Source organism: Psychroserpens sp. SPM9 (assembly GCF_025153525.1).
GTDB lineage: Bacteria > Bacteroidota > Bacteroidia > Flavobacteriales > Flavobacteriaceae > Psychroserpens.
In genome coordinates, this window is the sequence record NZ_JANZNR010000006.1 from 36,003 (window position 1) to 61,409 (window position 25,407).

Annotated in this window: 28 protein-coding genes; 15 read left to right on the forward strand and 13 right to left on the reverse strand. The window is 35.2% G+C overall.

All coding sequences use genetic code 11. The features are described 5' to 3' along the window. Position 1: 1 nt before the first annotated feature. A complete protein-coding gene (locus N4270_RS12395; protein ID WP_260097551.1) occupies positions 2–682 on the forward strand; it encodes an NAD-dependent deacylase in 681 nt (226 codons plus the stop codon). Here the strand turns inward: N4270_RS12395 and N4270_RS12400 are convergent. From N4270_RS12400 to ruvX, 8 genes are all read right to left on the reverse strand, one after another. Next, entirely contained in the window at positions 679–1,758 is a 1,080-nt protein-coding gene (locus N4270_RS12400) for a serine hydrolase (protein WP_260097553.1), read from the reverse strand. The genes N4270_RS12395 and N4270_RS12400 overlap by 4 nt on opposite strands. Positions 1,759–1,827: 69 nt before the next feature. After that, positions 1,828–2,631: a helix-turn-helix transcriptional regulator gene (locus tag N4270_RS12405; protein ID WP_260097555.1), complete on the reverse strand. Its 804-nt coding sequence runs from the start codon at positions 2,629–2,631 to the stop codon at positions 1,828–1,830. A gap of 107 nt (positions 2,632–2,738) precedes the next feature. Beyond that, positions 2,739–2,939, reverse strand: a complete 201-nt coding sequence (locus tag N4270_RS12410; RefSeq protein WP_260097556.1) for a helix-turn-helix transcriptional regulator — start codon at positions 2,937–2,939, stop codon at positions 2,739–2,741. Beyond that, complete coding sequence (locus N4270_RS12415) at positions 2,939–3,271, reverse strand: hypothetical protein (protein WP_260097558.1); 333 nt, start codon at positions 3,269–3,271, stop codon at positions 2,939–2,941. The genes N4270_RS12410 and N4270_RS12415 overlap by 1 nt, the downstream gene beginning before the upstream one ends. Before the next feature lie 454 nt (positions 3,272–3,725). Further along, on the reverse strand, positions 3,726–4,499 hold the full coding sequence (gene mazG / locus N4270_RS12420) for a nucleoside triphosphate pyrophosphohydrolase (RefSeq protein WP_260097560.1): 774 nt from the start codon (positions 4,497–4,499) through the stop codon (positions 3,726–3,728). Positions 4,500–4,598: 99 nt separating this feature from the next. Beyond that, a complete protein-coding gene (locus N4270_RS12425; protein WP_260097562.1) occupies positions 4,599–5,024 on the reverse strand; it encodes a DUF5606 domain-containing protein in 426 nt (141 codons plus the stop codon). Between the two features lie 18 nt (positions 5,025–5,042). Continuing rightward, the gene (gene def / locus N4270_RS12430; protein WP_260097563.1) at positions 5,043–5,633 is read right to left on the reverse strand and encodes a peptide deformylase; all 591 of its coding nucleotides are present in this window, start codon (positions 5,631–5,633) and stop codon (positions 5,043–5,045) included. Between the two features lie 65 nt (positions 5,634–5,698). Further along, the gene (gene ruvX, locus N4270_RS12435; protein WP_260097564.1) at positions 5,699–6,112 is read right to left on the reverse strand and encodes a Holliday junction resolvase RuvX; all 414 of its coding nucleotides are present in this window, start codon (positions 6,110–6,112) and stop codon (positions 5,699–5,701) included. Positions 6,113–6,674: 562 nt separating this feature from the next. Here ruvX and N4270_RS12440 point away from each other — a divergent pair. Continuing rightward, positions 6,675–7,490: a 2,3,4,5-tetrahydropyridine-2,6-dicarboxylate N-succinyltransferase gene (locus N4270_RS12440; RefSeq protein WP_260097565.1), complete on the forward strand. Its 816-nt coding sequence runs from the start codon at positions 6,675–6,677 to the stop codon at positions 7,488–7,490. Between the two features lie 48 nt (positions 7,491–7,538). Continuing rightward, entirely contained in the window at positions 7,539–8,597 is a 1,059-nt protein-coding gene (locus N4270_RS12445) for a glycosyltransferase family 9 protein (RefSeq protein WP_260097567.1), read from the forward strand. On the opposite strand, the gene N4270_RS12450 is transcribed toward N4270_RS12445, so the two are convergent. Next, positions 8,594–9,415: a glycosyltransferase family 2 protein gene (locus tag N4270_RS12450; protein ID WP_260097569.1), complete on the reverse strand. Its 822-nt coding sequence runs from the start codon at positions 9,413–9,415 to the stop codon at positions 8,594–8,596. The genes N4270_RS12445 and N4270_RS12450 overlap by 4 nt on opposite strands. Before the next feature lie 83 nt (positions 9,416–9,498). On the opposite strand from N4270_RS12450, the gene N4270_RS12455 reads away from it, so the two are divergent. Further along, positions 9,499–10,239, forward strand: a complete 741-nt coding sequence (locus N4270_RS12455) for a glycosyltransferase family 2 protein (RefSeq protein WP_260097571.1) — start codon at positions 9,499–9,501, stop codon at positions 10,237–10,239. Here the strand turns inward: N4270_RS12455 and N4270_RS12460 are convergent. Then, entirely contained in the window at positions 10,216–10,992 is a 777-nt protein-coding gene (locus N4270_RS12460) for a lipopolysaccharide kinase InaA family protein (RefSeq protein ID WP_367399961.1), read from the reverse strand. The genes N4270_RS12455 and N4270_RS12460 overlap by 24 nt on opposite strands. Continuing rightward, complete coding sequence (locus N4270_RS12465; protein WP_260097572.1) at positions 10,979–11,794, reverse strand: glycosyltransferase family 2 protein; 816 nt, start codon at positions 11,792–11,794, stop codon at positions 10,979–10,981. The genes N4270_RS12460 and N4270_RS12465 overlap by 14 nt, the downstream gene beginning before the upstream one ends. Positions 11,795–11,897: 103 nt before the next feature. On the opposite strand from N4270_RS12465, the gene N4270_RS12470 reads away from it, so the two are divergent. Genes N4270_RS12470 through N4270_RS12505 form a run of 8 tightly spaced genes read left to right on the forward strand, consistent with a single transcriptional unit; the run spans position 11,898 to position 18,842 of the window. Continuing rightward, positions 11,898–13,013 carry a glycosyltransferase family 4 protein gene (locus N4270_RS12470; RefSeq protein ID WP_260097574.1) on the forward strand — a complete coding sequence of 372 codons (1,116 nt, stop codon included), beginning with the start codon at positions 11,898–11,900 and terminating at the stop codon, positions 13,011–13,013. A gap of 5 nt (positions 13,014–13,018) precedes the next feature. Next, positions 13,019–14,191, forward strand: coding sequence for a glycosyltransferase family 4 protein (locus tag N4270_RS12475; protein ID WP_260097576.1), 1,173 nt, complete (start codon positions 13,019–13,021; stop codon positions 14,189–14,191). Further along, positions 14,191–14,766 (forward strand): L-threonylcarbamoyladenylate synthase, encoded by a 576-nt coding sequence (locus N4270_RS12480; RefSeq protein ID WP_260097577.1) that lies wholly within the window; start codon positions 14,191–14,193, stop codon positions 14,764–14,766. The genes N4270_RS12475 and N4270_RS12480 overlap by 1 nt, the downstream gene beginning before the upstream one ends. 23 nt (positions 14,767–14,789) lie before the next feature. Beyond that, positions 14,790–16,208, forward strand: a complete 1,419-nt coding sequence (locus tag N4270_RS12485; RefSeq protein ID WP_260097578.1) for a CCA tRNA nucleotidyltransferase — start codon at positions 14,790–14,792, stop codon at positions 16,206–16,208. Between the two features lie 2 nt (positions 16,209–16,210). Beyond that, positions 16,211–16,660: a GNAT family N-acetyltransferase gene (locus N4270_RS12490; RefSeq protein ID WP_260097579.1), complete on the forward strand. Its 450-nt coding sequence runs from the start codon at positions 16,211–16,213 to the stop codon at positions 16,658–16,660. A gap of 2 nt (positions 16,661–16,662) precedes the next feature. Continuing rightward, positions 16,663–17,688 (forward strand): heme A synthase, encoded by a 1,026-nt coding sequence (locus N4270_RS12495; RefSeq protein WP_260097580.1) that lies wholly within the window; start codon positions 16,663–16,665, stop codon positions 17,686–17,688. A 47-nt stretch (positions 17,689–17,735) separates the two neighbouring features. Then, the gene (locus N4270_RS12500; RefSeq protein WP_260097581.1) at positions 17,736–18,254 is read left to right on the forward strand and encodes a plasmid pRiA4b ORF-3 family protein; all 519 of its coding nucleotides are present in this window, start codon (positions 17,736–17,738) and stop codon (positions 18,252–18,254) included. 12 nt (positions 18,255–18,266) lie between these two features. Beyond that, entirely contained in the window at positions 18,267–18,842 is a 576-nt protein-coding gene (locus N4270_RS12505) for a HupE/UreJ family protein (protein WP_260097582.1), read from the forward strand. Positions 18,843–18,855: 13 nt separating this feature from the next. Here N4270_RS12505 and N4270_RS12510 read toward each other — a convergent pair whose 3' ends face one another. Together N4270_RS12510 and N4270_RS12515 are read right to left on the reverse strand one after the other, a co-directional pair. Then, positions 18,856–19,917: a hypothetical protein gene (locus N4270_RS12510; protein ID WP_260097583.1), complete on the reverse strand. Its 1,062-nt coding sequence runs from the start codon at positions 19,915–19,917 to the stop codon at positions 18,856–18,858. Further along, the gene (locus N4270_RS12515; protein WP_260097584.1) at positions 19,905–20,036 is read right to left on the reverse strand and encodes a hypothetical protein; all 132 of its coding nucleotides are present in this window, start codon (positions 20,034–20,036) and stop codon (positions 19,905–19,907) included. Before N4270_RS12515 ends, N4270_RS12510 begins: the two co-directional genes overlap by 13 nt. Before the next feature lie 3 nt (positions 20,037–20,039). On the opposite strand from N4270_RS12515, the gene N4270_RS12520 reads away from it, so the two are divergent. The 3 genes from N4270_RS12520 (at position 20,040) to N4270_RS12530 (ending at position 25,386) form a co-directional block, all read left to right on the forward strand. Continuing rightward, positions 20,040–20,942, forward strand: coding sequence for an ABC transporter ATP-binding protein (locus tag N4270_RS12520; RefSeq protein WP_260097587.1), 903 nt, complete (start codon positions 20,040–20,042; stop codon positions 20,940–20,942). Positions 20,943–21,027: 85 nt separating this feature from the next. Next, on the forward strand, positions 21,028–21,852 hold the full coding sequence (locus tag N4270_RS12525; protein ID WP_260097588.1) for an ABC transporter permease: 825 nt from the start codon (positions 21,028–21,030) through the stop codon (positions 21,850–21,852). A gap of 129 nt (positions 21,853–21,981) precedes the next feature. Continuing rightward, positions 21,982–25,386, forward strand: a complete 3,405-nt coding sequence (locus N4270_RS12530; RefSeq protein ID WP_260097591.1) for a T9SS type B sorting domain-containing protein — start codon at positions 21,982–21,984, stop codon at positions 25,384–25,386. Positions 25,387–25,407: the final 21 nt, after the last annotated feature.

A 25,407-nucleotide genomic window follows, 5' to 3' on the forward strand; every position in this document is an offset into this window, starting at 1 on the left:
TATGAAACACCTTGTTGTACTTACTGGCGCAGGAATAAGTGCCGAAAGCGGTATCAAAACCTTTAGAGATGCTGATGGTTTATGGGAAGGTCATGATGTTATGGAAGTAGCGACACCTCAAGGCTTTGCAAACAATCCGGAGTTAGTTTTAGATTTTTACAACCAAAGACGCAAGCAACTTCATGAGGTTCAACCCAATAGTGCGCATTTAGATTTGGCAGCATTAGAACGCGACTATCACGTTACGATAATCACCCAAAATGTTGATGATCTTCACGAACGTGCTGGTAGTTCTCATGTGATTCACTTGCATGGTGAATTATTAAAAGTAAGAAGCACAAAACACCAAAACGACATTAAACCCTGGACCAGTGATTTAGTTTTAGGAGATGTATGTGATCAAGGTCATCAGTTAAGACCCCATATAGTTTGGTTTGGTGAAGATGTTCCTATGATAGAGAAAGCCATAGAAATTTGTGAGCAAGCCGATCTTTTATTAATCATCGGAACGTCTATGCAGGTCTATCCTGCAGCAGGCTTAATGAATTTTGTATCAGCACAAACACCTATATACTTTATAGACCCGAAGCCTTCCGTAGCAAGTAAAAGCAACCTTACTGTTTTTGCTGATACCGCTACAAATGGTATGAAAAAATTTATCGACTTACTTAAAACTCACTAATTTTTAAGCGCTACAATGGATGGCACTATATAAACATCCATGAGCTCATCAGTATAGTTATGTGAATTACGATTGTTATAATTGGTTGCGGTAATGACAACGGTCAAATTAAGTTCTGGGCAAGCCAAGACTTTGTTTCCACCATTTCCAGACATATAATATGATTTGTACTTATTATCCGTTCCGAAGCTCTTCAGCCATAAAAAATAGCCATAATTAACGTTGTCATAAACATTCACTTTTGGAGTACTCGCTTTTTTGATCCAGTCAGAAGAAATAATTTGCTCGCCATTCCATTTACCATCGTTGATACACAGTTGAATAAGCTTTAAAAAATCCCGACTTCTGTATTCGCTTCCTCCAGCTGTATTTAAAATCCCTTTTGGTGTATAATGTAAAGTGTAATCTGTGATCCCTAAAGGTTCAAAGAGGTTCTTTTTGGTAAATGCAACTAAATCACCCTTAATAGCATTTTGAACTATTTCAGAAACTGCAGCTGCTTTTGCCGATGCGTAAGCAAAGACTCTACCATAAGGCGCTTCTTCAGGTTTGGGTCCGAATGGGTAGGAACGCACAGGTAAATCGACTAAAAACTGTGTCCAATCTTCAATCACATACATCCGTTCTTCATGCCCTCGTGAATGCCAGTTACTATCATCACATTCTAAAACGGAAGTCATAGTTAATAGGTCTTCAATCGTAATATCATCTTTTCGTTTATCTGGATTTTTAACAGGTAATGTATGTTGCAGATATGTAAAAATTTTGTCTTTTTCTGAATTTATAAATCCTTGATCTATAGCAATTCCTGTAAGGAAGGTAGCCATAGTCTTTGTAGCAGAACGTGTATTATGCTTTGAATCGACAGTCCGTTCATTGTAATATTTTTCAAATAATACTTGTCCGTTTCTAGCAACCAAAACACTGGTGATTTGTTCGTATTTTCCTGAAGCAACAATACTATCCATTTGCTTTAATAATGGCATGTGTTGCGTGTTGGCTTTTGAAAAATCAAGTTGTGCATTAAGCTGAAAAGCCATACATAAGCAAAGAAAAAGTGAGTATTTAAGTTTCATATCTTTAGTTTTAAATTATCAATTCAAATATATGGGGCTTCATTTTTAAAAAATAGAATGATATTAACATCATCCCATTTTATTTTTATACTGCTTGGGCGTCATGCCTATATATAGTTTAAACAAGCGAGTGAAATGGCTTTGATCTGAAAACCCACATCGATAGGTGATGTCTGTTAAAGACAAATTTGAATTCATCAAATAGCCTATAGCCTGCTTAACTTTATGCCTTCTTATATAATCGCCTAAGGTTGTTTTTAAATATTGAGGTACCGCTCTAGAAATGTGAGCAGGATGTACATCTAGTGCTTCTGAGAGTGATTTTAAGTTTAAATCATGACTATTTTGATGGAGTATTTCCTTGAGTTTTGAAATCCACAGAGGCTCATCTATAGTCTTTATAATATGAATGGCATCAATTCCTTCACAGAGCTGTAAGAGCAGTAATTCAATAGAAACATCTGAATAAATATCACGACATTTAAATTCAAAATACAACTTAGCCATAATATGATGAAGGTCAGGGTGCTGAATTAACCGACTTCCTTCCCATAAGTTGGCATCCAGCTGTTTGTTTTTAAACCATTGCCTATCAAACTCAATATGAAAGCCCTTAGCTGAAGTTGAATGCATGGCGTTAAAATGAGGTTCATCCCAATTGTAAAAAAACAAACTTCCAGAACCACAAGTGGTTGTCGCTTTTTTGTTGACGTCATACAAATCACCTTGCAAAACGTACATCAAATAAGGATTTTCATGATAGTGCCAATCTGTTTTAGGAATCAAATAGTTGTATTCTGAAAGGATGACATCATGGCATTTCTGTTCAGATTTCATACTACCATAATACTCACCTTTGGACAATATCTTCATTATTACAGCTTATTTATACAATATAGACCATGTTTGGTATAAATTGTTACAGTTCAATAAGATATATTAGAATAAAGAGGATTACGATTATAAAAAAGAATGTGAGTTTAATCATCGTCTGACAATTTAAAAAAGGTATTTACTGGTTTTCCAAATACTTCAGAAAGTTTTAGTGCCAAAACGGTAGAGGGCACGTATCTGTTGGCTTCGATTGAATTTATGGTTTGACGAGAAACCCCAATTTTTTTTGCCAGATCATCCTGAGTTAAATTCAAAATGGCGCGCTCTACTTTTATTGTATTTTCCATTATCTCATACGTTTTAAAGTATGGAAACATAACAGTTGGATCATGAGGATAAACAATAATAATTGAAAATCGCCTATATCATGAAATGCTTCGCCTTCTGGTTTTAGTACATTTGAAACACCATAGTTGACATAAGGCATCACCAAAGCGTAAATTACACCAACCACAAATGCATAGGTGTAAGATTGCATTCTTAATTTCACAATCATCTCATCTTCATTTTTATCTCTGGCGACCGACATAAGTAACATGCCAATCAAAAGCGTCTTCTGTAAGAGAAGTTTTAACCAGTCGGTATCACCTTGGATGGCAAAAGCACGGACAAACATCATTACTATTGACAATCCCGTGATTACCATTCCTACCGTATAAAAGTATTGCGGCAATCTGAAATTAATCAACCGTTCTAAGCCTTTTCTTTCGCATTCTATATAATTCTGCTTTCCCATAACTGACAAATATATTTTATATTAAGTAAAATTATTTTTACTATATGACAAATATACTTTACATTTTAGAATTATACAAATTTCAATATCATTTTTGTGTTATAAATAAATATTAAAATGGAAACAAGATGTTTGTCAGACTTTCAGAAATAATAAAATCCTGTCTGAATAAACAAACAGGATTTTACCCCTAACTAAACTAAATTTTAAACCTTAATGCGTCCGCTTAACTACTACATTAAGATTACCTACTTATGATTTAGAAACTGTGTTAGTTTCTATGTTGATTTATATACGAGTGATTTGCTCTGTTTGGATTACAAAGCGCTAAAAAAAATTATATTTTTTTGGCTTCTTCCCAGAAAACGTCCATCTGCTCTAGCGTCATCTCAGATAGAGGTTTTTCTAAATCTTTAGATTTTTGTTCTAAATACTGAAACCTTTTAATGAATTTTTTATTGGTACGTTCGAGAGCACTCTCAGGATCAATCTTTAAAAATCGTGCATAATTAATCATAGAAAACAAGACATCACCAAACTCACTTTCGATTCGGTCCTGCTCACCTAGGTTTACTTCTTCCTGTAATTCTCCTAATTCTTCTTTCACTTTTTCAAATACCTGATGTGGCTCTTCCCAATCAAAACCTACGCCAGCCACTTTATCTTGAATTCGGTTAGCTTTCACCATTGCAGGTAAACTTTTAGGAACGCCTTCAAGCACGCTTTTTTTACCTTCTTTAAGTTTTAGTTGTTCCCAGTTGCGCTTAACGTCGTCTTCATTATTTACTGTAACATCTCCGTAAATATGCGGATGACGGTCTATGAGTTTATCACAAATACTATGGCAAACATCTGCGATATCAAAAGCCTTAGTTTCGCTTCCTATTTTTGAATAAAACACAATATGGAGTAATACATCGCCCAGTTCCTTTTTTACCTCATCTAAATCATTATCTAATATGGCATCACCAAGCTCATAAACTTCTTCAATGGTAAGGTGACGTAGTGATTGTAGGGTTTGCTTTTTATCCCAAGGACATTGCTCTCGCAATTCATCCATTATGATAAGCAGGCGTTCAAAAGCTTGGAGTTGTTGCGTTTTATCGGACATATTGTAATTCCATTTTGTATTTAAAACTCAAAAATACAATTCTAAGGCTCAGAGCGAAGTTCTGAACGTAAATTAATATGAACAATCTATCAACGTGGTTTATTCTTCCTCGTCGGCAGTAACAGGTTCCCCTTCATCTAAAGCATCTAGCATATCATGTTTTTGTAGTAAATTGTACCATTGTACAATCTTTTTGATATCACTAGCATACACACGATCTTCATCATAATCTGGTAATACTTCAAAGAAATATTCTTCAAGCGTATCTTTAGAATCTTTATGACTTATCGCAGTTTGTTGGGCATTTTCTTTAGCTTTAATCTTTTTAAACACCTCTCTTAAAGGCAATTCTTCGGTTAAAGTGTACACCGCTATTTCACTCAAAACACTTATGTTATTGTGAATATTGACAGCCATCTTTTTTTGGTCGATTAAAGATTCGGCAACAAAACCATTACGTGTTTGTGCTACAATTTTATATAATCCAGGTTTTCCTGAAATGGAAAGTATTTTATCTAAGCTCATAGTATTATTTTTTCAGTATTAACGTTTCTTTTTTTGTAATGGAAAACGCATTCTGTAATCTGCTGTTATTTTTCCTTTGGAAATATTAGCCAATTTCCCTTTAATTAAACGCTTTTTTAATGATGATAGTTTATCAGTAAATAGAATACCTTCAATATGATCGTATTCATGCTGAACCACTCTGGCGATTAATCCTTCAAAAACTTCGGTATGGGTTTTAAAGTTTTCATCTTGATATTTAATAGTCACTTTGGGTTGTCTAAACACATCTTCTCTCACATCTGGAATACTCAAACAACCTTCATTGAAAGCCCATTCATCACCTTCTTCCTCTAAAATTTCAGCATTAATAAAGACGCGGTTAAAATTTTTCAACGCATCTTGTTCTTCTTCAGTATACACTTCGTCTTCAGAAAACGGTTCTGTATCCACTAAAAACAAGCGTATAGGCAAACCAATTTGAGGTGCCGCCAAACCAACACCATAAGCACCATACATGGTCTCCTTCATATTCTCAATAAGCGTATCAAGATTAGGATAATCTTTAGTAATAGGTTCTGCTTTTTTTCTTAAAACGGGGTCGCCATAGGCAACAATTGGTAATATCATGCTTTTGTAATTTTCGGATGCAAAAATACGATTCTTATTATTATTTGAGAAGTTTTAAGATGGAATTAAGAGCGATTATATAAATAACTTTGCAATATAATTGTGGCACTAATCTCATCAACCAAAGCCTTATCTTGACGTTGCTTTTTTTTGAGACCGCTATCAATCATGGTTTGAAACGCCATTTTTGAAGTAAAGCGTTCATCTACTCGTTTAATAGGAATATGAGGAATACGCTTTGCTAATTGCGCTAAAAACTTAGTTATAGACAGCTCACTTTCAGAAGCTTCATAATTCATTTGTTTAGGCTCTCCAACTACAAATAATTCGACCTGCTCTTCAGAAGTATACTGCTCTAAAAATGACAACAATTCTTTTGTAGGTACAGTTGTTAATCCGGATGCAATAATTTGCAATTCGTCTGTAACAGCAATACCTGTTCGTTTTGTTCCGTAGTCTAAAGCTAAAATTCGCGCCATGCTGCAAAGTTAATCTTATAATCTTGTTTAGCTAACCTAAGACCATAAAAAAACTCTTCTTTGTTAGGTTAAAGAAGAGTCTTAAAATAATCAACTATTAATTAAATCATGAAACTGTTCACCCTCTACCTTAAACAGGTCATGTTATATTATTAAGACACCACATTTTTTTAAAAGTCACATAAAATTTTAAAAAATAAAAAAACCTTTCCTGGGACGCGGAAAGGTTTAATCTTGCTATTATATTAAAAAGGGTATATAGGGCTATCGTTATTATTGATTTAAAACCAAATAGTTAGACACAACAATTTGTGTTAAGTCACATCAATTTTAAAATAGAAAACCCTCCTAAGGGAGAAGGAGGGTTTTCACAAAAATTAGCTATTAATTATTAAAGGTTCAAGCAAAATTTTAGGGAACATGCTTGAATAATAATAATTCACATTAATTAAGACACGTCTTTTTTTTATAGGTCACATCTTTTTTTTATTTTTTCTTAATTCTGAATTTACTCAAACAAATTATAGGCTTATCTTTGTACCAATAGCAAGTAAAAATCAACATGAAACAACTACAACAAAATATAGAAAACGCTTGGAATGATCGTTCATTACTCACAAACCAAGTGACAATAGACAGTATAAGAAGTGTCATCGATTTATTAGATGAAGGCACCTTGAGAGTTGCCGAACCAACAGCTGATGGATGGCAAGTCAATGAATGGGTAAAAAAAGCCGTTGTACTCTATTTCCCGATTCAAAAAATGGAAACTCTTGAAGCGGGTATTTTTGAATATCATGATAAAATTCCGCTTAAGCGAGATTACCAAAAGAAAGGCATTCGTGTTGTACCAAATGCGGTGGCACGACATGGCGCTTATATTTCTCCCGGAACTATTTTAATGCCAAGCTATGTTAATATTGGTGCTTATGTAGACGAAGGCACCATGGTAGATACCTGGGCCACTGTTGGTAGTTGCGCTCAAATTGGTAAAGATGTTCATCTTTCTGGAGGTGTAGGCATTGGCGGTGTTTTAGAACCTTTACAAGCGGCTCCTGTGATTATTGAAGATGGCGCTTTTATTGGTTCCAGATGTATTGTTGTGGAAGGTGTTCGTGTAGAAAAAGAAGCTGTTTTAGGCGCTAATGTTGTACTTACCATGAGTACAAAAATTATTGACGTTACTGGTGATGAACCCGTTGAAATGAAAGGAAGAGTTCCTGAACGTTCGGTAGTGATTCCTGGAAGTTATAAGAAAAAATTTCCTGCAGGAGAGTTCAATGTTCCTTGTGCTTTAATCATTGGAAAACGTAAAGAAAGTACCAATAAAAAAACATCGCTTAACGATGCGTTACGAGAATATGATGTAGCAGTGTAATGAAGCATTTAGCATCTGCTACCTATTAATAAAACAACAATCTAGCGTTTGAAAATTTTAATCATCCAACAAAAAATGATTGGTGATGTGCTCACCACAAGCATCTTGTTTCAAGCGCTAAAAGCCGAACATCCAGAGGCTAAATTGCATTATGTGATTAATTCGCACACCTATCCTGTGGTTGAAAATAATCCGTTTATTGATAAATTCTTATTTGTTACGCCCGAAATTGAATCCAATAAGGCTAAATTTTTAACTTTTTTAAACCAAATCAAAAAAGAAAAATACGATGCCGTTATAGATGTTTACTCCAAATTTTCGAGTAACCTCATGACCAAATTTTCAGGAGCTAAAATAAAAATTTCCAAGAAAAAATGGTACACATCTCACTACTACACCCATACATTTAAAGACGCTAAAATCCCTAATACAAATGCTGGCTTAGCCGTAGAAAACAGATTACAGTTATTACAGCCTTTATGTGAAAACATTCCTATAAAACTGCAGCCTAAAGTATATCTTACTGAAGCAGAAATCAAGACTTCAAAACAGGTGTTAATCGACTCCAAGATTGATTTATCTAAACCCTTATTTATGATTAGCGTATTGGGAAGTGGCGAAAACAAAACCTATCCGTTGCCTCACATGGCCGATTTGATTGATGTAATTGTTGGACAGACCGAAGGGCAAATTTTATTCAATTACATTCCAAACCAAATACATGAGGCACAAACTGTTTACAACTTTACAAAAGCAGAAACAAAGCCTCATATCTTTTTTGATGTCTTCGGAAAAAGTCTGCGTGAATTTCTCAGTATCACACACCATTGTACAGCTCTAATTGGTAACGAAGGAGGCGCAGTAAATATGGCAAAAGCATTGAATATTCCGACGTTTACAATTTTTTCTCCTTGGATCCTGAAAGAAGCCTGGAATATGTTTGACAATGATACCACCAATGTTTCGATTCATTTAATTGATGTAAAACCCGAATTATACGAAGGAAAATCGTTGAAACAAATGAAGGGTGATGTATTTTCACTCTATCAATCTTTTCCACCAGAATTAATTATTCCGAAGTTAAAAACCTACTTACAACAGTTTTAAAGTTTTTCAATACCAAAAGGAGTTCGTATCACTTTATCTGTTTTGGTCGTCGCTCTAATTTTTAGATTTTTTTCAATCATTTCAGGCTTTACATAACCACGTTCATGATCTAAATGCAAACAGATAGCACTATAACGTATTTGCTTGGCTTTGATTCCTGCATTAAATAAACGCTCTCCTAACTCGCGATCTTCACCGCCATACTGCATACGTTCATCATAACCATTGGCTGCAATAATGTCTTTTTTATAGCCGGAAGCATTATGTCCATTCCAGGTTGCTGTTGTTGGCGTGAGTGCATTTAAGAGCTTTTGCTTCAAACCCTTGGCTGTAATTTTATTGTTTTTGAACGACGCTTGAAGTCCGTGAGCTTTCAACCATTTAATATCAAAACAACGTTGTGTTTTTATATCGTCTTTTGTAATGCGCTCACTAATGGCCATTGGTAATTTAAAATAGCCTCCAGATAAAAAGTAACCCACTTCCCTTCTATCGATATGTACTTGTAAAAAATCGGCTCTAGCCATACAATCACCATCGGTATAGACAAGATAATGGCCTTTGGAAGCTACAGTTGCCTTATTCAAAATAATGGTTTTTTGGAAGCCATTATCCTCATGCCAAATATGCTGAATAGGATAACTCACCTCTCTTTGCATACGTTCAATCAAGGTTTTGGTGGCATTTCCTGAACCATCATCTGCAATAACAATTTCAAAATCTCTGAAGGTTTGCTGCTCAAAGCTCCACAACACTTTTTCTAACCATAATGGGCTATTATATGTGCTAATAATTACTGAAGTATCTATGGGTTTCATTGGTTCAAAAATAGTTATTTTTACGCATTAAACGCTTTCTTAATTTCAATTTGAATACAACGAAGACTCACATATCGGCATTGATGATTACCTACAATGAAATAAATCACATTGAAGAGGCGATTGCTTCTGTTGCTTTTGCTGATGAAATTATTGTAGTAGATTCTCATAGTACCGATGGTACGTTTGAAAAATTATCTGAAATGCCCAATGTTAAAGTTATTTTGCGTGAATTTAAAAACTTTGCCGATCAACGTAACTATGCGATAAGTCAAGCTAATTCTGAATGGATTTTCTTTATCGATGCCGATGAACGCCTCACCCCAGAATCTCAAAACGAAATTATTGACACTGTGAAACATAACTCTGGCATAGAAGCTTTTAAAATTCCGAGGCGCTTTATATTTAATGGCAAAACCATGCGATTTAGCGGTTTGCAAACCGATCGCGTTTTTCGTTTATTCAAAAAAGGAGTGACCAAGTATCGCGAAGACAAATTGGTGCATGAGCTTCTAGATTTTAAAGGAACATTTAAGGTGTTAAAGCATGATATGTTACATTATTCGTTCAGCGATTATGAAAGCTACAAGAAAAAAACGGAACATTACGGATTATTAAAAGCTCACGAATTATTAAAAAAAGGCAAACGTCCCAATGGGTTCCATTTTTATATCAAACCAGCCTATAAATTCTTAACGAACTACGTTTTTAGATTAGGATTTTTAGATGGTAAAGAAGGTTATACTCTTTGCACGCTTAATGCTTATGGCGTATTTTACAGATACAAAGCACTGGAACAATTACTGGCGTCGACGCCAAAATAAAATTTTATTTTTAAGACGCTTTTTCCGATGGTAACGGTTTTGAAACTCTTCAGTATAAGCCCACATCATTTTAAAGATTTTATCAGAACTTGCATCACCCAAGCATTTGGAGTATTCGTCACTCATAATCTCAACCATCCATTTGTGTGTGGTTAACTTTGCGAAATTTTTAATTCGGGTTTCAAAATCTAAGGGCTTGAATACCATTCGGTTTAAATCCACTAAATAAAAATCATAAATACCTTCGCTATTTTTCTTAATCAAGGTATTTCCTGGCGAATGATCGAGAAAATGAACATTTTGCTCATGGAGTTGATAGGTAAACCTTGTAAATGACCTCAGGATATGCTCGTGCTCTGGATAGTTAAAATCTGTTGTAAGTTCCCGATAGGTCAAATCACAGTCTAATTGCTCACTGATGTAATAACTTTTCTTAAATAAAAACCAGGTTTTAAATTCGTAGAACGCTACAGGTTGCGGTGTGCCAATTCCTAGCTGTGTTAATTTATTAGCATACTCAAAAGAACGCTGTGCTTTACTTTTTCTGAAAAATTTATAGGCAATTTGATTCACTAGATTCGGAATTCTAAACGACTTCACATTAAGTGTCGTTGCTTCCAGTTGAAATAACTTGAGAGCATTGCGATCCTGATTCCCAAAGTCTTCTCCTTTGGTATCATAATTATGAATGATATCATCTAGAAAAGCTTCATGTTGCTTATAATTATCGGGTATGTTTTTAGTTCTTATCACTTAAGTATTTATCAATACCGTGTTCGCACCAAACGGTTTTATTTGTAACTGCATTAACTTCCATTTGATGGTTTTCTTCTAATTTATCTTTAGGTTTTTCATAATGATAAATATGGTAAATTATCGCAATATTTTTCAGTCTGCGATTTAATAATCCATAGTTATGAAAACGTCTTCCTAATTCAGAATCTTCCCTTCCCCAACCTTCAAAATCTTCATTATAACCATTAACTGCAATAAAATCTGCTTTGGTAAAAGACATATTACAGCCTCTGTTTTTTAAGTTGAATCCATCACTTTCCTTATAAAACCTACTTAGCCAAGGTAAATGTAATGCACGTCCTCTTTTTTTTAGTCCTTTTGAAAAGAAATGATACCTGATTTTTTGCTTCTCAAATACCGATTTTAAGTAGGACTCTTTAATCGAAACGCGGCTTCCCGACAAATAAACGCCAGGCTTAGCATAACGCAAATGATCTTTAATAAACGCTGGATGCATGATGCAATCGCCATCTACCTGAATGATATAATCACCTGCTGCCTTAGCCACGGCCTTATTAATAATCATCGATTTTCTAAAGCCCTGATCTTCTTGCCAAACATGGTGTAAAGGAATGTCAAATCTGGTTTTAAAATCATCAATAAGCGCTTTGGTATCTGCTTTAGAACCATCATCTGCGATAACAATTTCTAAAGGCATTATCGTTTGTCGCAACACACTTTTAAGTACCAACTCCAAAGCTTCTTTCCAATTATAGGTTGAAATGATTAATGAGGTGGTCATATGTGTTTTTGATTTCATTAGCGCAAAACTACAACATTTATAAATTGAACTCAAACGGACTAGACTTGTTAATTCTTTTTTTGGTTACTTTGTACATATAATAGTTCTATCAACACAATTCATGAAATTATTGCAAATCACTGCTTCACCTGTTTGGCGAGGTCATGAACAAAAAATTATTTATCTCTATGAAGCCTACAGAGATAACAACACCTTTGAAGATCAGTATATTGTTTGTGCAAACAATACACCTATCTATGAGGTTGCCAAGGAAAAAGGCATGCAGGTTATCGGCTTTGATTTTAAATCGGAATACGACTTTAAATTCGCAAAACAACTTTCAAAAATTGTAAAAGAAAAAGACATTGATGTGGTGTTGATGCACAATAGCACAGCTCATACTTTAGCGGTTTTATCGCATAAGTTTTATAAGATGCCAGCACCATTAGTCTTGTGTAGAACATTAATAAGACGTGTTGACACTAATGCGCTTCGTAAATGGAAATACAATTATAAAGGCATTAAAAAAATTCTGTGTGTATCACAAGCGGTTGTTGATGTCTTAAAATTTGCGGTAAAAGATCATCATAAATTAAGTATTATTGGAAGCGTTACCGATCTAGAAAAATTTAAAAAGCAAGCCCCAAACGGCATGCTTCACGAGCAATTTAATATTCCTAAAGATTATAAAATCATAGGAAATATAGCAGCTTTTACAGGTTTTAAAGACCATTACACTTGGGTTGATGCAGTTGAACTATTAGTTAAACGTCAAGCTGTTAAAGCCAAATATATTTTGGTTGGTATTGGCGAATTAGAAGAGGATATCAAAAAGTATGTCGCAGATAAACATTTAAATGACCATATTATTTTTGCAGGTTTTAGAAAAGACATTCCGGACTTACTCCCAGAATTTGACCTTTTTATGTTTACGTCAAACAACGAACCTACAGGAGGTGTTTTACTAGAATCTTACGCTTGTAAAGTTCCTATTGTTGCGGCTAACGCTGGCGGTATTCCTGAAGTGATTGTCGATAATAAAACAGGACTTCTAGCCGAAGTTGGCAATCCTGTTGATTTTGCTGATAAAGTCGAGCTATTAATTAATAATGAGAATCTTCAAAAAGAACTTGTTAATAATGGCTATCAGCATTTAAAAGATAACTTTACAAAAGCTGTAATTTCTCAAAAATTCTATGAAGCCTTAAAAGAGGTGGCACAAAATTATAAGCGATAGCGTTTATGAAAATAGTATTCTTTACCAATGAGTATTCACATTCCCAACTTCCTGCAAGTGGTGGTGTTGGGTCATTTTTAAAAACAATGGCTGAAGGCATGACAAAACTTGGTCATGAGGTTCATGTTTTTGGATTTTCAAAACGTCCTGTGAATTTTAATGATGAAGGTATTACTTTCAAATTCTTAAAAAAATACTCCAAGCAATTTCCACTTTCCGAATTTTTGAGATCGCTCAGCGGAACACTAAATATCAAAAATGCGGAGCGTTATTTCTTAAAAAAAGAACGACAATACCTAGCCAAACAACTCAAAACCTATTGCGTTAAAAACGATATTGACATCATAGAATCGTTTGTCTTTAATGGTTTTACTGCGTTTTGGGACAACTCTACTCCGCTTGTGATACGGTTTCATGGGTCTCGTGGTTTCTGGCATCACTATTTAGGTGCCAAGAAAGAAGTACATAAAATTTTCATGGAGCAATTAGCACTCGAAAATACGCCCTATACTGTTGCTGTTTCAGCCTTTTCGGCTCAGGCTGTCAAAGACATCTATAATATCAAAATTGATAAAATTATTCCGAACGGAATTGACGCCAAACTATTTTCTCCAAATTTGAACCTTAGTGAAATGGAACAATCGGTGTTCTACTTCGGAACGCTTTCCGAAGCAAAAGGTGTAGATACGCTATGTCAGGTATTTAATACTCTTATCGAAGCATTCCCAAAAGCGACTTTACACTTAATTGGAAGAGGTTCGGAATTTTTAGACCATTTAAAACAGCATGTCTTATCAAAAAAAGCACTGCAAAATATGAGCTATCATGGACCGAAGCAGCTTGAAGAACTTCCAGATCTTTTAAACCAAGCGAGTGTTTTGGTATTTCCGTCTCGTAATGAAACTTTTGGATTAATTGTAACCGAATCTATGGCGCTTGGAAAACCAGTTATTGCATCTAACATTCCGGCATTCAAAGAAATTATCACCACAAATGAAAATGGCTTTATCGCAGAGTCTCAAGAGGATTACATCAAATATATTAGTCGTATGTTTACCGATTCCGAAGAAAAAAAACGCATTTCAAAAAATGCCAGAGAACAAGTCCTAGATTCATTTACTAAAGATATCATGATTCAAAAATCAATCGCTTATTACCAAAACATATTAAACACATAATGCGTAACGAAGATTTACATCTCGAAGTGGAACATGCGTATAAAACGCTTAAAAAAGGTGGTCTCATTCTCTACCCTACAGATACAGTCTGGGGTATTGGCTGTGATGCGAGCAATTATGAAGCCGTAAAGAAGATTTATAAGCTTAAACAGCGCGATGATTCTAAAGCTCTTATTTGCCTTGTGAACAATTATAGCATGCTGGAAAAGCATGTCGATACTGTACCGCCTATCGCTTACGATATTCTGGATGTTGCCATACAACCTACAACCATTATTTACGATAATCCTGCAGGTGTAGCCGAAAACTTAATCGCTAATGACAACACCTTAGCTATCAGAATTGTGAAACATTCGTTTTGTGAACAACTTATCAGACTCTTACGAAAACCATTGGTTTCTACTTCGGCAAATATTAGCGGACAACCAACACCAAAATCCTTTGAAGAAATAAGTGATGATATTTTAAAAGGTGTAGACTATGTCGTAAATTTGCAAGACCAAAAAAAAGACACAAAACCGTCATCGATTATTAAATTAGGAAATGATGGAATCGTCAAAATTATTAGAGCATAAAAGCTCGTTTTGTCTCGTAAAAAATGAATTACAAACAAGCACTCACACATCCAATTTTTGAAATTGTATCGCAATCTGCCAAACAATTAGGTATCGATAGTTATGTGATTGGTGGTTTTGTTCGTGATTATATTTTAGATCGTGGCGAGCATAAAGACATTGATATTGTCGCTATTGGAAGCGGCATTGCATTAGCCAAACAGGTTTCTAAAAATTTACCTGACCAACCTAAAGTTCAGGTGTTTAAAACCTACGGAACAGCCATGCTTCGCTATGATGATATGGATATCGAATTTGTTGGAGCGCGTAAAGAATCTTATTCTGAAGACAGCCGAAATCCGGTTGTTGAAAATGGGACACTTCAAGACGATCAAAATCGACGCGATTTTACCATTAACGCTATGGCTCTCAACTTATCTGAAGCTCACTTCGGAAATTTACTAGATCCATTTAATGGGATTCGTGATTTAGAAGCTAAAGTGATTCGTACGCCATTAGATCCAGAGATTACTTACAGTGATGACCCTCTGCGAATGATGCGTGCTATTCGTTTTGCGACTCAGCTTAACTTTACCATTGAAGCGTCATCTTTAAATGCTATTTCTAAAAACAACGAGCGCCTAAAAATTATAACCAACGAACGTATTGTAGTCGAATTGAATAAAATTCTTGAAAGCGACAAACCATCTATCGGATTTTTACATTTAGAAAACACTGGACTCCTAAAACACATTCTTCCTGAGTTAACAGCTTTAAAAGGCATTGATGAAGTTGAAGGACAAACCCATAAAGATAATTTTTACCACACCTTAGAAGTGGTTGATAATATTGCGAAGCACACAGATAACCTTTGGCTACGCTGGGCGGCTTTGTTACACGATATTGGAAAAGCACCTACTAAAAAATTCAGTAAAAAAGTAGGCTGGACATTTCATGCGCATGAGTTTGAAGGTGCTAAAATGGTGTACCATTTATTCAAACGTCTCAAAATGCCCTTAAATGACAAGATGAAGTTTGTTCAAAAAATGGTTTTTATGAGCTCGCGACCAATCGTTTTGGCTCAGGATATTGTAACCGATTCTGCAGTGAGACGCCTGGTATTTGATGCTGGCGATTATGTTGACGATTTAATGACCTTATGTGAGGCTGATATCACAACTAAAAATCCGAAGAAATTCAACAAATACCACAACAATTTTAAAATTGTACGTAAAAAAATTGAAGAAGTTGAAGCTCGTGATCACGTACGCAACTTTCAGCCGCCAATTTCTGGTGAAGAAATTATGAAAACCTTCGGACTAAAACCTTCACGTGAAATCGGACAGATTAAAGAATCTATAAAAGAAGCCATACTGGAAGGAGATATTCCAAATGAATACGATGCTGCGTACCAATTAATGCTTAAAGAAGGTAAACGGTTAGGACTAAAAGTAAGTCATTAATTATGATTACAACGCTAAGAACAGATTCTAAAAATACAGACTTTATAGATTTGGTCGAAGCGCTCGATGCCTATTTAAAAACGACCGATGGTGATGAACATGAGTTTTACAATCAGTATAACAACATAGACGTCCTTGATCATGTTATTGTCGCGTACCAAAACGGAATCGCTGTAGGTTGTGGTGCCTTTAAAACCTTTGACAAATCAAGTGTAGAAATTAAACGGATGTATACAAAACCTGAAACACGTGGTTTGGGAATTGCGACAACCATTTTAAACGCATTAGAATCCTGGGCTTCAGAATTGAACTATTCAACTTGTATTTTAGAAACTGGAAAACGACAAATAGAGGCTGTTCAATTTTATAAAAAAAATAACTATTCAATCATTCCAAATTATGGTCAGTACAAACATATGGCTAATAGTTTGTGTTTTGAAAAACTGATATAACGATGCAAAAAACATTCAGAAAATTTGCAAAAACAGCATTAGTTCTGGTCTATCTGGTTATCATTGCTGGAGCTGTAGTGCGTATGACAGGTTCTGGTATGGGCTGTCCCGACTGGCCTAAATGCTTCGGATATTACATTCCGCCAACCGAAAGCTCTCAGCTAGAATTTAAACCCAACCATGCTTATAAAAAAGGGATTGTAATCATCAAAGACGAAGCCTTATTGGTTGCTACAAAAGATTTTAAATCCGCAGAAAACATCAATCTCAACAACTGGGAAACTTATACAAAACATGATTATGCCACCTTTAACCCAACGCATACTTGGGTAGAATACATTAACAGGCTAACTGGTGCTTTATCAGGTATCCCAATACTTATTTTTACAATTATATCCTTTTGGCTTTGGCAAAAAAACAAATGGTTAACGCTATTATCAATCGCCACAGTGATTGGTATGGGGTTTCAGGCATGGTTAGGAAAAACGGTTGTTGATTCTAATCTGGCGCCTTATAAAATTACCATTCATATGGTAATGGCTATGGTGATTGTAGCCATGATTTTATACCTTATCTACGCATCCAAACTAAAGTTTAGTAAGCAAATTTTTGATCCTGCATTTAGAAATGTAATAATAGTAGCGCTTTTACTCTCACTGGCTCAAATTATTCTCGGCACCCAAATTCGACAGCATATTGATGAACGCATCAAAGATATTGGGTATATAAAATCCCAATGGATGGCAGATCCAACACTTAAGTTTTACATTCATCGAAGTTTTTCGGTCTTAGTTGTTTTCATCAACGGATGGCTGTTTTTTAGAACTAGAAAACTGGGATTAGGTTATCATAAAATCAACCTTTTAATGCTTTGTATTTTTGCTGAAATCATCTCAGGAATAGCCATGTATTACTTTGATTTCCCGTTCTTATCGCAACCAATACATTTGGTTATCGCGCTGATAATGTTTGGAATACAGTTTTACATTTATCTCGAAAGTCGGCATAAAAAAGCAGTTCTAACTTAAAAGTTTATTTGTACATTAGTCGTATCTTTGCAGCTTAAATAATTACAATGATTTACAGATTTAGAGTCATACTCGATAACGATACTGAAGACGATATATTTAGAGATATTGAAATTCGTGAAACCGATTCTCTCGAAGATTTGCACAATAGCATTACACAATCTTTTGGATTTGACGGACTAGAGATGGCGTCGTTCTACATAAGTAATGATACTTGGGAACAAGGCGAAGAAATTTCTATGTTTGACGTTAGTGAAGGTCCTGATAAGGTGAGAACCATGAATGAAACTGTGCTTAACGATGTTGTACATGAAGCGCAAACCAAGTTAATTTATGTCTATGACTTTTTGAGTATGTGGACGTTTTTTGTGGAACTTGCTGAGATTGTCGATGAAGCTGAAGGTACAGATTACCCAAACCTTATGTTTGTTCATGGTCAAATTCCTGATAAAGCTCCAGAAAAAGCCTTTGAATCGGAAAGTTTTGATGACAATTTTAATGAGTTTGATGATGATTTAGATATCGATGATTACGATAATCTTGATTTTGACGAAAACTGGAATTAATAGAGACGTTCAATGACAGACTTTTGGTTTTATTTAGAAGAAGGGGTCAATCACATTTTAGATCCCGAAGGTCTGGATCACTTCTACTTTATCATCTCCTTTTGTTTACTGTATGCTTTTAAAGACTGGAAAAAAATTCTCGGACTAGTTACAGCGTTCACCTTAGGCCACTGTCTCACTTTGTTTTTATCTGGTTTAGACCTCGTTGAGATTAATTCTGATTTTGTCGAACTCTTAATCCCTATTACCATTTTATTGAGTTGTGCTAGTAATTTCTGGGTGCTCATTAGTGATAAAACATCAAAAGTACAACTCACCACCACCTATATTATTTTATTGGCTTTTGGCTTAATTCACGGACTTGGGTTTTCAAACTATATCAAAAGAATGCTATTTGATGACGAGTCTATTGTGATTCCGTTATTAGGCTTTAATGTTGGTATTGAACTGGCACAACTGCTCATCGTTGCTGGTTTTTTAAGTCTTGTATTGCTCTATATAACAGTCGTAAATACCAAAACAAAAACCTTACGACTAATCGTGAATACTATTATTACAGTATTGGTCTTAAAAATGATGTTGGCATAAACCAACGTCTGTTTTAAGTAAAATTATTCATATTAATGCCTTGGTAATTTCGTTTGACAAATTCTAAAGCGTTTTTAAGAATTTCTCCCATAGATGTACTTTTTCTAAATTCCATATCTAAAGTATATTGATAAATATCTTCTTTTAATATCGCTATATATTTTTCAATAGAAATGGTGTCATTCTGCATGCAATCTAATAGTTCACCTATTCGGTCTTGGTAACTTATCATTCGACGTACAATGATAGAGCGTTCTTCAATTTTATATTGATCTACGGATTCTTTCTGAATTTTATCTCTAACCAATTCGACCATTTTAAAATTTTCTTTAAAAAACTGAGGCCTGTAAATATTTAATTTTCCTTCGTAGCATTGCTGATCAAAATCAATGGCTCTAATCTTAAATACCACATGATCAAAATCATGCGTTGGTACGATAACATAGTTATAAGAACGCATATCGCCTAAGAGCCGAATCATACAGCGCTCATTAAACTTAATAAACTCTTTAGCAATTTGAGCTTTTTCCATGGCATTGCACTCAGGAAGCATATTTTTAATAAATTCATCACCTGGAATACCTGCAATATGTTCTTCGATTATGGTATCCTTATAGACTAAAAAATTAAGGTTATAAGGTGATAACATATGCTCCAGTTCTAAGCCGTAAATACGTGACGCATCTGCTTTTTTAACATAGAAATACGTATAGTTGTCGTTGAGTATATTTCGAACTTTAACCCGAAAAGGTTTAGAGTTTCCAAACGTACAGAAGTCAATCGCATCAATATTTAAGTATTTAAAAATAGTTTCATTCCCATCAGAAATCAAATTTGAATACACGCGTTTCAGGCTTAAATCGATTTCTTCCCGTTCAAATTCATTGTAATACACACGTACCCAAAGCGTATCTTCATCATTCTTATCATAAACTACAACAGCTCCTTGAAATCGCAATAAATCATCATAAAATATGGGCAGCCTAATAGTTCTATTATACTCCTGTAAATAGTTGTTGAGTTTTTCAGAAACAGGAAAAGAAGGTTTCTTCTTCGAAATTTTTAAATCATCCATACGGTTAAAATAAGCTCTAATTTACCATTTTCCAATTTACTTTGTAACAATAAATCATTTCTTTCGTCGTATTTGTAATCAACCACTGCGGAAAGCTTTCCGTGGAAAAAATCAATCAAATTTTGGAATCAATTTTAACCATTAACAATCTCACCAAAAAATTTGGGTACCTCACTGCTGTCAAAGATTTATCCTTTACGATAAATAAAGGCAATGTTTACGGTATTTTAGGACCAAACGGAAGCGGAAAATCGACAACGCTTGGTATTGTTTTAAATGTGGTCAATAAAACCGAAGGTAACTTCCATTGGTTTGACGGTCACACTTCAACACATGATGCTCTCAAAAAAGTTGGCGCTATCATTGAACGCCCAAACTTTTACCCTTACATGACTGCTCAGCAAAACTTAAAACTTGTATGCAGAATTAAAGGTGTCGATGAAAGTAAAATCTTAGAAAAACTGGAAGTTGTTGGACTCTTAGACCGAAAAGATCATAAATTCCGCACCTATTCTTTAGGGATGAAGCAACGTCTGGCCATTGCGTCGGCACTACTAAATGATCCTGAAATACTCATTTTAGACGAACCTACTAATGGCTTAGATCCTCAAGGTATTCATCAAATTAGGCAAATCATAAAAGACATTGCTAATACTGGAACTACGATTCTTTTAGCGTCTCACCTACTCGATGAAGTTGAAAAAGTATGTACTCATGTGGTCGTTTTAAGAAAAGGTGAAAAACTGTATTCTGGTCGTGTTGATGAGATGATTTCTAGTCATGGCTTTTTCGAATTAAAATCGGATAACCAGGAAGCACTCATTTCTATACTGGAAAACGATACCTCATTTGGAAGCATTAAAGTTGAAGGCGCCTTAATCACTGCGTTTTTAAATGAACCCATGGATGCTAAAACCTTTAATAAACTAATGTTTGAAAAAGGTATTATTTTATCACATCTGGTGAAACGTAAGGAAAGTTTAGAAGAACAATTCTTACAATTAACCGATAATAAAGAGGCTTAAAATCATCAATTTACCCTGAAGCAAATCAAAGGGTCAAAAAACAACTAAAGCTTTGGGCTTTAGGTCATCAAAAAAATCAACCACCATGTTAAGATTATTACAACTAGAACTTCAAAAATTACTCCTAAATAAGTCGAGTAAGGTTCTTATTTTCATATCCTTTATTTTACCGTTTTTCGTACTTATTCTATCGTCGTTAAGAATCAATTTTTTCAATTGGTTTACCTTAGAACTAGGACATTATGGTTTATTTAATTTTCCTGTAGTTTGGCATATTGTAACCTTTTTTGCCGCACAGTTTAAATTCTTTTTTGCCATCGTCGTAGTGAGTATGATTGGTAACGAATACAGCAACAAAACCATTAAACAAAACCTTATTGATGGCTTGAGTAAAAAGGAATTTATTTTATCTAAATTCTATACCATTATCTTTTTCTCAGCTATTGCAACTCTTTTAATATTTATCATTACACTATGTATAGGTTTGTATTATTCTAGTATTAGTGAAGTGAGCTTGATTTTTAGAGATATTGAATTCTTACTTGCCTATTTCATTAAACTTGTTGGATTCTTTAGTCTGTGCTTATTTTTAGGGATGCTTGTTAAACGTTCTGCTTTTGCCTTGGCATTTCTATTTGTACTTTTCATTTTAGAATGGATTATCTTCGGAATTATAAACTGGCAAGTCAATAGCGACGTGGCATGGAGCATTCATAATTTTATGCCCTTACAGTCGATGTGGAATCTTATCGATCAACCTTTCCAAAGGATTGCCATTTCGAAAGCACCTAACGGACAAAACTTTTTATACGATTTTGCAGTGCATTGGTATGAAATCGTTATCGTTTTAGCTTGGACAGCGGTATTTATCTTTTTATCGTATAGATTATTAAAAAAGCGAGATTTGTAATATCTTTATTGGCTTAGTCGCTAAATCGTATAACACTTTTAATGATTAATTTCTGAAAAGAAAAAAGTAGGAGATTTAGTTTTAATGTTGTTCTATTGATAAAGCGACTCAGCTAATTGCAAATATTACATGAAAAAGAAATCCGTTTTAATTTTTATAACGCTATTTTCTGTTGCCCTCACTTTTGCACAACAAGAAGCCTCTTTCTGGTATTTTGGTCAAAACGCAGGACTACAATTTGACGCTGGTTCTGGAACTGTTTCAGCAATAACCAATGGCCAGTTAAACACACTCGAAGGTTGTACCTCTATTTCAGACACCAGTGGAAACTTACTATTTTATTCTGATGGACGTACCATCTGGAATGCCAATCACATTGCTATGGCTAATGCCAGCGAAGCACTTGGTACTGGTTTAAAAGGCGACGACTCGAGTACCTCATCGGGTTTAATTGTTCCGAAACCACAAGACCCAAACTTATACTATATTTTTACTGTTGATGAACCACATCATTTTAATTCGGCAGGTTTTCCAACGGAAACCGATGGCGATGGGATTAACGATGGTTTGCAATATTCTTTAGTAGACATCACGCTTGATGGTGGTTTAGGTGATGTTGTTGATACTGAAAAAAACGTCCCTTTAGTTACCTATGACATTACAAATCCTAATGAAGTAGATTATAAATGTTCTGAAAAAATCACTGCTGTAAAAGCTGATGATTGTTCTTCATTTTGGGTAATCACACATTTTATTGATGCGTTTTATGCCTTTAAAGTTGACATTAACGGCGTGAATACAACTCCGGTTATTTCTACAGTAGGCCCAGAAGTTCCCGTTTCGGGATACCGCCGGAATTCGCTAGGTTACATCAAAGCGTCACCTGATGGCACAAAATTGGCTGTAGCACATTTCGGATTTGCAACAACAACAGCTGGAGATGCTCCTGGCGGTGTATATTTATTTGATTTTGATAACGATACAGGCGTGGTCTCTAATTCGTTAGAACTTTACGGTCCGCAAAATGGCGACAGTCCGTATGGTGTCGAATTTTCAGCTGAAAACAGAAAAATTTATGCTACGGTTGGTCAAGGGATTCAAGGTAATGGTGCGAGTAGTATTTTTCAGTGGGATTTGGAAAGCACTAATATTCCGGCTTCAATTCAACTGATACATCAATCAAGTTCCTTAAGTGCAGGCGCTTTACAATTAGGATTAGACAAGCGTATTTACAGAGCTCAGGTTAGCTTTGCTAATTTTACAACTACCGGAGATTATATCGGTATTATTAATAATCCTGAAGCGACGGGTAGCGCTACCAATTATGACGAAACCGGAATTTTACTCGATGTCAATGGTGGATTTCAAAATTTAAGCCGCATTGGTTTACCGCCATTTATACAGTCTTTATTCAACTCACAAATTGATATTATTCAAAACGGAATAAGCACAACAGAACTCAAATTATGTACTGGTGATAGTTACACTTTAATTGCTGAAGACGTGCCTGGTGGTACTTATGTTTGGACTAAAGACGGGGTTGTACTTTCTGAAACGACATTTGAATTATTTGTAGACACGCCAGGTTTTTATGAAGTTTATATCGAACCTAATAATGGAGAATGTCCAATTGAAGGGGAAGCTGTAGTGGGCGTTTTTGATATTCCAACGGCCACACAACCTCAAGATTTAGTGGCTTGTAATACTGTAAATCTAGCCAATTTTGATTTGAGCACTCAAGACACAGCTATTCTGGATGGCCAAGATCCTAGCTTGTATTCTGTTCATTATTTTACAACTGAAGACGATGCCGATGCTAATACGAACGAAATTTTAGGTGAATTTGGTAGTACCGAAAATCCGCAAACCATTTACGCCAGAGTCCACAATATTGACAACCCCAACTGTTATGCTACGACTTCGTTTATGTTAGAGGTTTTTGTAACACCTAACATAGCTCTACTTAATGACCTTACCGTTTGCGATGATGGTATAGGAGGCAATAGCATGGATGGCTTCACGACCACAAACTTAGATGATTTTAATGCTGGAATTTTAGGGACTCAAGATGACACACAGTACACCATTTCATACCATCCAACACAACAGGACGCCGATGATAATACCAATGCGCACCCAAGTGTGTACACCAACACCACTGCAACAAATGAAGTTATTTTTGTTCGTATGGAAAATAATGACAATACCGATTGTTATACCACAGATGCCTTCACTCTAACCGTTAATAATTCGCCCGAAGCGCATACGACAACGCTTATTCAATGTGATGAAGATGGTATTCCTGAAGGCTTTACCACTTTTGATCTCAATCAAGCTTTTGATGCTATTACAGGAGGTTCGGCTAATAGAAGTGTTCAGTTTTATGTGTCATTGTCTGATTTAGAAAATGATGAAGATGAGCTCAATCCGGATGCTTTTGAAAATTATTTTAATCCGCAAACGCTTCACGTTTTAGTGACAGACACACAAACGGGATGTACAAATACAACCCAGCTTATTCTGGAAGCCAGTTCAACCGCTTCAAACAATACAACGCTGGAAGTTTGTGATGATGACGGCACTGAAGATGGCTTGTCTAATTTCAATTTAAATGATGCTTTAGATGCTATTCTTTTCGGATTACCTTCAGATTTAGACGTGACCTTTTATGAAACATACGAAGAAGCTCTTATTGAAGACAATCCGTTGAGTACAAATTACACTAATACGCATCCGTATACTCAAACCATATATGCACGTGTTGAAACTATGAATGCTTGTTTCGGTATTAGCGAAATTCAGCTCACTGTTTTTGAATTACCAAATATTATAACGCAAGAAGAGGTTTATTACTGCCTGAATACATTTCCGCAGACCATCACATTAACTGGTGGTCTTATTGACGATATTCCAAACAACTATTATTACGACTGGTCTACCGGAGATGATGAATTTGAAATTCAAGTTAATGAGCCCGGAACTTATACAGTTCGTGTCACCAATACCGATGGATGTTTTAAAGACCGAACGATAACCGTATTACCTTCAGATATTGCAACATTTACAGACATTCAAGTAACCGATGCGACCTCAAATAATAGTATTACGGTTTTTGTATCAGGCGAAGGCGTTTATGAATTTGCTTTAGATGATCCCAATGGACCTTATCAAGAAAGTAATATATTTGAACATGTAAGTTTTGGCTTTCATACGGTATATGTTCGCGACATAGAGAACGATTGCGGAATTGTTGATGAGATAGTTTCTGTTATTGGGTTCCCCAAATTTTTCACACCTAATGGCGATACTTATAATCCGTATTGGCAAGTTAAAGGGATTTCGGCCAATTTTCAACCGAACTCACTTATCTTAATTTTTGACCGCTTTGGAAAGTTATTAAAAGAACTAGATCCGCTAGGTCCAGGTTGGGATGGCACATTTAACGGTTACAATATGCCTGCCAGTGATTATTGGTTTGTGGTAACCTTAGAAGATGGACGTACATTTAAAGGGCATTTTGCATTAAAACGTTAATTTTTTATACTACAGTTAACC